The sequence below is a fragment of the Streptomyces sp. NBC_01092 genome (assembly GCF_045039535.1).
Lineage (GTDB): Bacteria > Actinomycetota > Actinomycetes > Streptomycetales > Streptomycetaceae > Streptomyces.
In genome coordinates this window covers 2289642-2300178 of the sequence record NZ_CP108659.1, presented here as the reverse complement: position 1 = coordinate 2300178, position 10537 = coordinate 2289642, and the positions used below count along the sequence as shown (strand labels likewise).

At 72.0% G+C, this 10537-nt stretch carries 10 protein-coding genes; 6 read left to right on the top strand and 4 right to left on the bottom strand.

Translation table 11 applies throughout. The features are described from left to right. Positions 1–278: 278 nt before the first annotated feature. Together OG254_RS10095 and OG254_RS10090 are read left to right on the top strand one after the other, a co-directional pair. The gene (locus OG254_RS10095; RefSeq protein ID WP_147997057.1) at positions 279–848 is read left to right on the top strand and encodes a helix-turn-helix domain-containing protein; all 570 of its coding nucleotides are present in this window, start codon (positions 279–281) and stop codon (positions 846–848) included. Further along, complete coding sequence (locus OG254_RS10090; RefSeq protein ID WP_405579676.1) at positions 848–1567, top strand: helical backbone metal receptor; 720 nt, start codon at positions 848–850, stop codon at positions 1565–1567. Before OG254_RS10095 ends, OG254_RS10090 begins: the two co-directional genes overlap by 1 nt. On the opposite strand, the gene OG254_RS10085 is transcribed toward OG254_RS10090, so the two are convergent. Next, positions 1479–2639, bottom strand: a complete 1161-nt coding sequence (locus tag OG254_RS10085; protein WP_405579673.1) for a TDT family transporter — start codon at positions 2637–2639, stop codon at positions 1479–1481. The genes OG254_RS10090 and OG254_RS10085 overlap by 89 nt on opposite strands. A gap of 71 nt (positions 2640–2710) precedes the next feature. Here OG254_RS10085 and OG254_RS10080 point away from each other — a divergent pair, with 71 nt between their 5' ends. Then, positions 2711–3634, top strand: a complete 924-nt coding sequence (locus OG254_RS10080; protein ID WP_351198313.1) for a LysR family transcriptional regulator — start codon at positions 2711–2713, stop codon at positions 3632–3634. Positions 3635–3835: 201 nt separating this feature from the next. Here the strand turns inward: OG254_RS10080 and OG254_RS10075 are convergent, their stop codons facing one another. The 3 genes from OG254_RS10075 to OG254_RS10065 all read right to left on the bottom strand — a co-directional run bounded on the left by OG254_RS10075 (position 3836) and on the right by OG254_RS10065 (position 6912). Beyond that, positions 3836–4525, bottom strand: coding sequence for a gamma-glutamyl-gamma-aminobutyrate hydrolase family protein (locus OG254_RS10075; RefSeq protein WP_405594918.1), 690 nt, complete (start codon positions 4523–4525; stop codon positions 3836–3838). A gap of 26 nt (positions 4526–4551) precedes the next feature. Continuing rightward, positions 4552–5997, bottom strand: coding sequence for an ethanolamine permease (gene eat, locus OG254_RS10070; RefSeq protein WP_405579669.1), 1446 nt, complete (start codon positions 5995–5997; stop codon positions 4552–4554). A gap of 168 nt (positions 5998–6165) precedes the next feature. Further along, positions 6166–6912 (bottom strand): FadR/GntR family transcriptional regulator, encoded by a 747-nt coding sequence (locus OG254_RS10065; RefSeq protein WP_405579666.1) that lies wholly within the window; start codon positions 6910–6912, stop codon positions 6166–6168. Between the two features lie 86 nt (positions 6913–6998). On the opposite strand from OG254_RS10065, the gene OG254_RS10060 reads away from it, so the two are divergent. The 3 genes from OG254_RS10060 to OG254_RS10050 are packed head-to-tail and all read left to right on the top strand — an operon-like array spanning position 6999 to position 10524. Beyond that, complete coding sequence (locus tag OG254_RS10060) at positions 6999–8363, top strand: glutamine synthetase family protein (protein WP_405579664.1); 1365 nt, start codon at positions 6999–7001, stop codon at positions 8361–8363. 8 nt (positions 8364–8371) lie between these two features. Then, positions 8372–9745 (top strand): aldehyde dehydrogenase family protein, encoded by a 1374-nt coding sequence (locus OG254_RS10055; RefSeq protein ID WP_405579661.1) that lies wholly within the window; start codon positions 8372–8374, stop codon positions 9743–9745. Next, positions 9742–10524 carry a 3-oxoacyl-ACP reductase gene (locus OG254_RS10050; protein ID WP_147997065.1) on the top strand — a complete coding sequence of 261 codons (783 nt, stop codon included), beginning with the start codon at positions 9742–9744 and terminating at the stop codon, positions 10522–10524. The genes OG254_RS10055 and OG254_RS10050 overlap by 4 nt, the downstream gene beginning before the upstream one ends. Positions 10525–10537 lie beyond the last annotated feature (13 nt).

Here is a 10537-nt window from a genome sequence, read left to right as displayed (position 1 = left end):
CGCGGGAACACGGGGGAGCGGCGGAGCATTGAACCAAACAGCGGCGCTCGCGTGCTGAACGGCAGTCAGCGGCGCCACGGGGGCGCTCGGCAGGTCGCGGGAGCCGATCCGCTGGCGCGAACCAGTGGGTCGTACTCCCGTCGATGTGTCGTCGATGTGACGGGCGCATGAAACGGTTTGCCGAACATGCGTAGGGTGCAGAGAACTCAACAGAAGGTGTGCGCCGGAAACCGGGCGCGAGGACAGTGGACCTACGAGCGAAGGAGGGAGCCGGAGCGATGGGCGACCACAAAGAACAGCCCCTTCGGGTGGGCGCGGCCGTGCGGCGGCGACGCCGTGCGCTGGACCTCACGCTCGCCGTCGTGGCCGAGCGCAGCGGCCTGTCGGTGCCCTTCCTGAGCCAGGTCGAGAACGACCGGGCGCGGCCCAGCAGAAGCTCCCTGGAGAAGGTCGCCGACGCACTGCGGACGACCGCCGTCGAACTCCTCGCCGCCGCCGACCCCGCATGCAGCGTCGACGTGGTGCGCGCCGACACCACGGAACTCGCGCCGCAGCCCCGGACGCGGTCCCTGGTGCGCGGTCACCACCAGATGCACGCCTCGGAGTTCACCGGCGACCATGACGCGGGCCGTGAATTCCAGTACCGCAACGACCAGTTGATGTACGTCGCCGACGGCGCCGTGGAGATCGAGGCGGAGGGCCGCGCCTATCGCCTGGGCCGCGGCGACACCCTGTACCTGACCGGCGGGGTGCGCCACCGCTGGCGGGCGACCGTGCCGGACACGCGCGTGGTCGTCGTCGCCGTGGCGGAGCACATCGAGGCGGTCCGGGACCGGCCGGGGCGCTGATGCGCGCAGTCTCTCTGGTCCCGTCCCTGACGGAGGCCGTGGCCGTCTCGGCCCCCGGTCGCCTCGTCGGCGCCACGGACTGGTGCAGCCACCCCGCCGGCCTCGACGTCACCCGCGTGGGCGGCACCAAGAACCCCGACGTGGACCGGATCGTCGCCCTCGCCCCCGACCTGGTGATCGCCAACGAGGAGGAGAACCGCGCCCCCGACCTCGCCGCCCTGTGCGCGGCCGGCGTCGAGGTCCTGGTGACCGAGGTGCGGGACGTGGCGCAGGCCTTCCGGGAACTGGCCCGCGTGCTGGACGCCTGCGGGGTGGGCGCACGCCCGCAGTGGCTGGACGAGGCGGAGGCGGCATGGTCGTCGCCTCCGCTCCCCGAACGCCGTACGACGGCCGTGGTGCCGATCTGGCGGCGCCCCTGGATGGTCCTCGGCCGCGACACCTTCGCGGGCGACGTCCTGGCCCGCCTCGGCGTGGACCACCTGTACGCCACGCACGAGGACCGCTACCCGCGCATTCCGCTGGACGACCTGCGGGCGGCGGCCCCCGACGTCGTGGTCCTCCCCGACGAGCCCTACCGCTTCACGGCCGACGACGGCCCGGAGGCATTCCCCGATCTGCCCTGCGCACTCGTCAGTGGACGGCACCTGACGTGGTACGGCCCGTCACTGGCCGAGGCACCACGGATATTGTCCGAGGCGCTGCGAGCAGCGCACCGCTGAGCAGCCCGCGCGTGGTGCTGACGGCCGCCACGGCCCAGGCGCCGACGAGCACGGCGTACAGCCCGACGGCCAGCCCGTCGTAGACGACGAGCCCGGTGTGCCGGGCCAGCGCCTCCGCGCCGGTGACACAGGTGCCGACCGGGAAGGTGAACGCCCACCAGGTCATCGAGAACCTCATGCCGTGCCGCCGGGCGCGTACGACATGGGCGGTGGCCAGCCCGAACCACAGCAGCGCGAAACCCATGACCGGCACGCCGTACAGGACGGCGAGCATCCCGAAGCCCTCGCCGTACGGCGCCGGGACCACACCCGGGGCGACGTCCGCGAACGCGCCGACGGCGGTGGTGGACTGCCCGAGCGGGCCCAGCACCAGGAAAAGGGTCGGGGTGAGGGCGAGGGGCAGGGGCCCGCCGGTGATGAGCCGGGCGAAGACGAGCGGCAGCATCAGCAGCGTGCCGAGCAGGCTGAGCCCGAACATCGCGACGCACGCCAGCAGCAGCGTCTCCTGGGCCTGCCCGGGCGGCAGATGCGGCACGAGCAGCGGCCCGAGCGCGGCGGACACCATCGGCGCGACGAGCGGCAACAGCCATACCGGCGTGGCCTGCGACGGTTCGACGCGATGGCGTACGGCCATGAGGTACGGGACGGCGACCGCGGCCGCCAGTCCTATCGCGGTACCGGCGACGAACAGCACGGCGTCGAGGGCCACCGCAGCCCCGACCCCGATCCAGTCCCGGCCGACCGTGACCGCACCGCCGCCGACCGCGAGCAGGGCCATGGACAGGCAGCCGTAGAAGGGCGCCATGGCCGGGTCGAGCAGGTGGGCGCGGGCCTGGTCGCCGTGGTGGGTCCAGTGCCGGACGCGGGCGCCGAGCAGGACCAGCAGCAGGACGAGGGAGAGGGCCCAGACGGCCGTGCAGAGGGTGCGCAGGCCGGGCAGGTGAAGCGGCAGTCGGGCTCCGGCGGTGGCGACGGCGGCGGTGCCCATGATCGCGGCGTACCAGTTCGGTCCGAGGTGACGGACGGTGCCGAGGCGAGGGAGGGGCCCGAGGTGACGGGCGACGGTGACCATGAAGTCCAGGGTGTTCGCGCGGGTCCACTCCCACCAGGGAGTTCGGCTCTATGGCGACATAAACTGGGTTTATGACTCAGGCGGCGGAGGGGCAGTTTCGCGCGGGATCCCTGGCGCATCGCGTCCCGGAGCTCGGCGCGCTGGAGCTGTTGCTGGCGGTGGCGCGGCTCGGCAGTCTCGGCGGGGCGGCGCGTGAGCTGGGGATCACCCAGCCCGCGGCGAGCAGCCGGATCCGGTCGATGGAACGCCAGCTGGGGGTGGCGCTGGTGGACCGGTCACCGCGGGGTTCCCGGCTGACGGACGCCGGGGCGCTGGTGACGGACTGGGCGCGGCGGATCGTGGAGGCGGCGGAGGCGTTCGACGTGGGGGCGCAGGCGTTGCGGGACCGGCGGGACTCGCGGTTGCGGGTGGCGGCCAGCATGACGATCGCGGAGTATCTGCTGCCGGGCTGGCTGCTCGCCCTGCGGGCCCAGCGGCCCGACACGGCGGTGTCACTGCTCGCCGGGAACTCCGCGGCCGTCGCCGAGCGGTTGCTGGCGGACGAGGCGGACCTCGGGTTCGTGGAGGGGCTCACGGTGCCGACGGGGCTGGACTCCGTCGTCATCGGCCACGACCACCTGATCGTGGTGACCGCGCCGGGGCATCTGTGGTCGCGTCGGCGGCGGGCGCTGGAGGCGTCGGAGCTGGCGGCCACGCCGTTGATCCTGCGGGAGAAGGGGTCGGGGACGCGGCAGGTGCTGGACGCGGCGCTGGGGGGTCTGGCCCGTCCGCTGATCGAGCTGTCCTCGACGACTGCGGTCAAGGCGGCCGCGGTGAGTGGGGCGGGGCCGGCGGTGCTGAGTGAGTTGGCGGTGGGGGAGGAGCTGTCGATGCGGCGGTTGGTGAGTGTGCCGGTGGCGGGGGTGTCGCTGGCGCGGGACCTGCGGGCGGTGTGGCCGACGGGACACCGGCCGGTGGGCCCGGCGCGGGATTTGTTGTCCCTGACCCGCGGGTAGCCTTTCTCGCCCCCGCCGCCCCTACCCGTCCCATCCTTCTGGGCTCCGCCCCAGACCCCGCTCCTCAAACGCCGGAGAGGCTGAAATCAGCCCGTCCGGCGTTTGAGGACAAGGCCCCTTCAGGGCCGAAGCGGGGGTCCGGGGGCGGCAGCCCCCGGGGACGGGACGGGTAGGGGCGGCGGGGGCGGGAAACTGCCCGTGTCAGCCCCCCGCCGCCCCCACCAACCCCCCCATCACCCGCACATCGTCACCCATCTCCGGATGCCACTGCACCCCCAGCACCCACCCTGCCGCGGACGGCAGTTCGACCGCCTCCACCGTCCCGTCCGCCGCGTACGCCGACACGACCAGGCCCTCGCCCAGGCGGTCCACGGACTGGTGGTGGTACGTCGGCACGGACATCGCCTCCGGGACGAGACCGGCGTACAGGCTCCCCGGCACCGGCTTGACGTCATGGCTGCCGAACACACCCACCGCGTCCGCATGCCCGTCGATGTGCTGGACGAGCGTCCCGCCGAGGGCGACGTTCAGGAGTTGCAGGCCACGGCAGATACCCAGCAGCGGCACGCCCGCGGCCAGCGCCGCGTCGATCAGGGCCAGCTCCCAGGCGTCCCGCTCCCGCGCCGGCGGCCCGGTACGCGCCTCGCGCTCCGCTCCGTAGCGGACCGGCTCGACGTCCTGGCCGCCCGCGATGACCAGCCCGTCAAGGCGGGCCACCGCGGCCGCGGCCTGCTCCGGGTCGTCCGGCGGCAGCATTGCGGCGAGGCCGCCGGCCCGCTGGACCAGCCGTGGATAGCCGACCGGCAGCAACGCCGCGTCCAGCTCCCACACCCCGAAGCGCGCACCCGATTCCAGATACGTACTGACACCGATCAACGGCCTGACCACGATGCTCATGCTCCTTCACAGGGAAGCGTTCAGTCCCTTGCCAACTCTGCCTCGGCCGCCGCCAGCGCCGCGAACTCCTCCTCCGGCGCCTTCGCCACCAGATGCTTACGGCTGTAGAGGCCGAAGTACGCGATCGCGACCACGTACACCACCAGCGCGATCACCGCCGCCGTCACATCCACCAGGAACGTCGCCACCAGCGCCGCGCACGCCAGCACCAGCGCGACCGACGACGTCAGCACCCCGCCCGGCGTGCGATAGGGGCGTACCAGCTCCGGCTCCCGGCGGCGCAGCACGATGTGCGACAGGGACATCAGCGCGTAGGAGATGGTCGCGCCGAAGACCGCGATGTTCAGCATCCGCGCACCGTCGCCCGACCACGCCGCCAGCAGGAAGCCGACCGTGCCGGGCACCAGCAGGCCCAGGTACGGCGCCTTGCGGCGGCTGGTGAGGGACAGGAAGCGGGGCAGGTAGCCCGCGCGGGACAGGGCGAACAGCTGGCGCGAGCCTGCGTAGATGAGTGAGAAGAACGACGCCACCAGGCCCGCCAGGCCCGCGTAGTTCACGATCCGGCTCAGCGTCGTCGCCTCGCCGCCCGGCTGGAGCGCCTCCACCAGCGGGTTGCCCGCCTCCTGGATCGCCGCCGAGCCGCGTGCGCCGGCCGCCGCGAAGAAGGTCACCACGGCCAGCACGACGAGGATGGCCATGGACCAGCGGATGGCCTTCGGCAGCGTACGGGCCGGCTCCTTGGTCTCCTCGGCGGCCAGCGGCACCCCTTCGACGCCCAGGAAGAACCACATGCCGAAGGGGAACGCCGCCCAGATGCCGAGCAGGCCGAAGGGCAGCCAGGAGTTCGACCCGGCGGCGGAGGAGTCGACCGGGATGTCGTCCAGCGAGCCGACCGAGAAGTCCGGCAGCGCCGCCAGCGCGAACACGATCAGGGCGACCACCGCGATGCCGGTGACCACGAAGCTGAAGCGCAGCGCCTCGCCCACGCCCCACAGGTGGATGCCGAGGAAGATCGCGAAGCACACCAGGTACACCGGCCAGCCCGACTCCAGGCCGAACAGGCCCAGCGACTCGACGTAGTCGCCGATGAAGATGACGATGGCAGCGGGCGCGAGGACGTACTCGATGAGGATCGCCGTGCCGGTGAGGAAGCCGCCCCAGGGGCCGAGCGCTCTGCGGGCGAAGCCGTAGCCGCCGCCCGCCGTCGGCAGGATCGAGGACAGCTCGGCCAGGGCGAAGACCATGCAGGCGTACATGGTGCCCATGAGGACCATGGCGATCGCCAGGCCGCCGAAGCCGCCCTCGGCCAGGCCGAAGTTCCAGCCGGAGTAGTCGCCGGAGACGACGTACGCGACGCCGAGTCCGGTCAGCAGCACCCAGCCGGCGCTGCCGCGGCGCAGGGTTCTGCGCTCCAGATAGTCGTCGCCTTCAGCGGCGGCGGGTGTGCTTGTGGATGGGACGGACATGGCCAACTCCCCACGTGCGGTGGACACCGGGCATTTCCGGGCACGGTGGGGTCGACCGGGCTCCGGTTCAATGGAATGGATGCATACCTTTGCCGGGTCGGCTGCTCGAACGCAATACCCTTGCGTTAATCGCCGGTAAATCCACCCGCGCCGGGGACGGGGCGACGCTCAGCCGAGGAAGCCGCGCAGCAGCGCCGCCGTCCCCCCGCAGTGCTCGCGCATGATCTCCCGCGCGCACTCCGCGTTGCCCTCGATCACCGCCTCCACGAGGGCCGTGTGCTGGCGCTGGGAGTGCTCGAGGTTGCGCACCAGCAGCGGGATGCAGTCGAGCAGGTCGTTGACCGTCGCCCGTACGGCCGCGTACTGGGCCGTGAGCGTGGGGGAGCCGGACAGCTCGGCGAGCGTCAGGTGCAGCAGGGTGTCCAGCCGGCGGTACTCGGCGAGCGGGGCGTCGTGCGTGCGGGCCAGCGCCTCGCGGAGCCGGTTCGCCTGCTCCTCCTCCAGCCCGTGCGCCGCGCACAGCCCGGCCGCGCCCACCTCCAGCACCTCGCGGAAGCGCAGCGCGTCCTCGACGTCGACGTCCTTGAGGCGGCGGCGCAGCTCCTCCTCGCCGGGGGTGACGGAGCGAGGGAGCACGAACGTTCCGCCGTAGCGGCCGCGCCGCGACTCGACCAGGCCCTGGTCCTGGAGCACCTTCAGCACCTCGCGCAGCGTCACCCTGCTGATCCCCAGCCGGTCGGCCAACTCCCGTTCCGCGGGCAGCCGTTCGCCGCCCGGCACCAGGCCGAGCCGGACGACCTGGAGGATCTGCTCCAGGGCCTCCTCGAAGCCGTTGCCGGCCCGCACCGGCCGCAGCACCGACGTCAGCCGGTCGTCGGCTCCGGGCGCCCCGTGCTCCGTTTCCGCCTGCGACATGTGGCCGGACCCCCTTCCCAATCAATGGTCCTGCGCAATACCTTATGGCTCCCGGCTGACCGAAGTAGCCGAATGGAGGCTCTCCCGTGGCAGACCGCACACCCCCGCTGAGCGTCGAGGAGCTGCACGCCCTCGTCGCCGGCGGTGAGATCGACACTGTCGTCCTGGCGTTCCCCGATATGCAAGGGCGGCTCCAGGGCAAGCGGTTCGCCGCCCGCTTCTTCCTCGACGAGGTCCTGCACCACGGCACCGAGGGCTGCAACTACCTCCTCGCCGTCGACACCGAGATGAACACCGTCGACGGGTACGCGATGTCCTCCTGGGACCGCGGCTACGGCGACTTCGCCATGCACCCCGACCTGGCCACACTCCGCCGCGTCCCCTGGAACGCCGGCACGGCCATGCTGATCGCCGACCTGGCCTGGAACGACGGGTCCCCGGTGGTGGCCGCCCCGCGCCAGATCCTGCGCCGCCAGCTGGAGCGCCTCGCCGAGCACGGGTACACCGCGAACGTCGGCACCGAGCTGGAGTTCATCGTCTTCAAGGACACCTACGAGCAGGCCTGGGACGCGAACTACCGGGGGCTGACCCCGGCCAACCAGTACAACATCGACTACTCGGTGCTGGGGACCGGGCGGATCGAGCCACTGCTGCGCCGTATCCGCAACGAGATGGCGGACGCCGGCCTCACCGTCGAGTCCGCCAAGGGCGAGTGCAACCCCGGCCAGCACGAGATCGCCTTCAAGTACGACGACGCCCTGGTCACCTGTGACCAGCATGCGATCTACAAGACCGGCACCAAGGAGATCGCCGCCCAGGAGGGCGTCTCGATCACCTTCATGGCCAAGTACAACGAGCGCGAGGGCAACTCCTGCCACATCCACCTCTCCCTCGCGGACGCCGCCGGCAACAACGCCATGGCCGGGGACGGCGAAGGCGGCATGTCGGACGTCATGCGCCACTTCCTCGCAGGCCAGCTCGCCGCCCTGCGTGACTTCTCCCTCCTCTACGCCCCCAACATCAACTCCTACAAGCGGTTCCAGCCGGGCTCCTTCGCGCCGACCGCCGTCGCCTGGGGATACGACAACCGCACCTGTTCCCTGCGCGTCGTCGGCCACGGCCGCTCGATGCGCTTCGAGAACCGGCTCCCCGGCGGCGACGTCAACCCGCACCTCGCGGTGGCGGGGCTGGTGGCCGCCGGCCTGTACGGCATCGAGCAGAAGCTGGAGCTGCCCGAGCCCTGCCCCGGCAACGCCTACACCGCCGACTTCGCGCATGTCCCCACGACCCTGCGTGAGGCCGCCGAGCTCTGGGAGAACAGCCCGATCGCCAAGGCCGTCTTCGGCGACGAGGTCGTCGCCCACTACCGCAACATGGCGCGCGTCGAGCTGGACGCCTTCGACGCCGCGGTGACCGACTGGGAGCTGCGCCGCTCCTTCGAACGCATGTGAGGCCTGCTTTGTCCGACCAGCTCCAAGTACTCGATCCGGCCACCGAAGAGGTCGTCGCCACCGTCCCGGCCGCCACCGCGGCCGACGTGGACGCGGCGGTCGTACGCGCCACCAAGGCGCAGTCCGTGTGGTCCGCCCTCGCGCCCGGCGAACGCGCCCGCCTGCTGCGCCGGTTCGCCGTCGCCGTCGACGAACACCTCGAAGAACTCGCCCAGTTGGAGGTCAAGGAGGCCGGGCACACCGTCGGCAACGCCCGCTGGGAGGCGGGCAATGTCCGCGATCTGCTCGAGTACGCGGCCGGGGGAGTGGAGCGGCTGACCGGCCACCAGATCCCGGTCGCGGGCGGCCTGAACGTCACGATCCTCGAACCGCTCGGCGTCGTCGGCGTCATCGCCCCCTGGAACTTCCCGATGCCGATCGCGGCCTGGGGCACGGCCCCGGCGCTCGCGGCGGGCAACGCGGTCATCCTCAAGCCCGCCGAGACGACCCCGCTGACGGCTCTGCGGCTGGCGGAGCTGGCCCTGGAGGCGGGACTCCCCGAGGGGCTGTTCCAGGTGCTGCCGGGCCGCGGCCCCGTCGCGGGCAACGCCCTCGTCGAGCACCCGGGCGTCGCGAAGATCGTCTTCACCGGGTCGACGGCCGTGGGCAAGCAGGTCCTGGCCAAGGGTTCGGCGCTCCTCAAGCGCGTCACCCTCGAACTCGGCGGCAAGAGCCCCAACATCGTCTTCGCCGACGCCGATATCGAGGCCGCCGCCGCAGCGGCTCCCATGGCCTTCCTGGACAACTCCGGCCAGGACTGCTGCGCCCGCACCCGCATCCTCGTCCAGCGCTCCGCCTACGACCGCTTCCTGGAGCTGCTGAGCCCGGCGATCGAGGCGGTCACGGTCGGCGACCCGGCCGACGAGAAGACCGACATGGGCCCGCTGATCTCCAAGTCCCAGCTGGAGCGGGTGCGTTCGTACGTCGCCCCCGGCGCCGAGGCCATCCGCGGCAAGGCTCCCGAGGGTCCCGGCTTCTGGTTCCCGCCCACCGTCCTCACCGGCGTCGACCCGAACGCGCGCGTGGCCGTCGAGGAGGTCTTCGGCCCCGTCGCCGTGGTCCTCCCCTTCGAGGACGAGGCCGACGCCATCCGTCTGGCCAACGCCACCGACTACGGCCTCTCCGGCTCCATCTGGACCCGTGACGTCGGCCGCGCCCTGCGCGTCTCCCAGGCGGTCCGGGCCGGCAACCTGTCCGTCAACTCCCACTCCAGCGTCCGCTACTGGACCCCGTTCGGCGGCTTCAAGCAGTCCGGCATCGGCCGTGAGCTGGGTCCTGACGCCCTGACCGCCTTCACCGAAACCAAGAACGTCTTCATCAGCACGGAGGGTTCCGCACAGTGACCGAAGCAATCGTGTGCCGGCGTCTCGTCGGCCGTACCGCCGTCATCACCGGCGCCGGCAGCGGCATCGGTCTCGCCACCGCCCGCCGGCTCGCCTCCGAGGGCGCCCGCGTCGTCTGCGGCGACGTCGACGAGCAGCGCGGCAAGGCGGCCGCCGAGGAGGTCGGCGGGATCTTCGTCAAGGTCGACGTCACCGACCCCGAGCAGGTCGAGGCGCTGTTCAAGACGGCGTTCGACACCTACGGCAGCGTCGACATCGCCTTCAACAACGCCGGCATCTCGCCGCCCGACGACGACTCCATCCTGGAGACCGGCCTGGAGGCCTGGAAGCGCGTCCAGGAGGTCAACCTCACCTCCGTCTACCTGTGCTGCAAGGCCGCCATCCCCTACATGCGTGAGCAGGGCAGGGGCTCCATCATCAACACGGCGTCCTTCGTGGCGAGGATGGGCGCCGCCACGTCCCAGATCTCGTACACGGCCTCCAAGGGCGGCGTCCTCGCCATGTCCCGCGAGCTGGGCGTGCAGTTCGCCCGCGACGGCATCCGGGTCAACGCCCTGTGCCCGGGACCGGTCAACACCCCGCTCCTGCAGGAGCTGTTCGCCAAGGACCCCGAGCGCGCCGCGCGCCGGCTCGTGCACATCCCGGTCGGCCGCTTCGCCGAGGCCGAGGAGATCGCCGCCGCGGTCGCGTTCCTGGCCAGCGACGACTCGTCCTTCGTGAACGCCACCGACTTCCTGGTCGACGGCGGAATCTCCGGGGCGTACGTCACACCGCTGTAGGCCGCCCTACAGT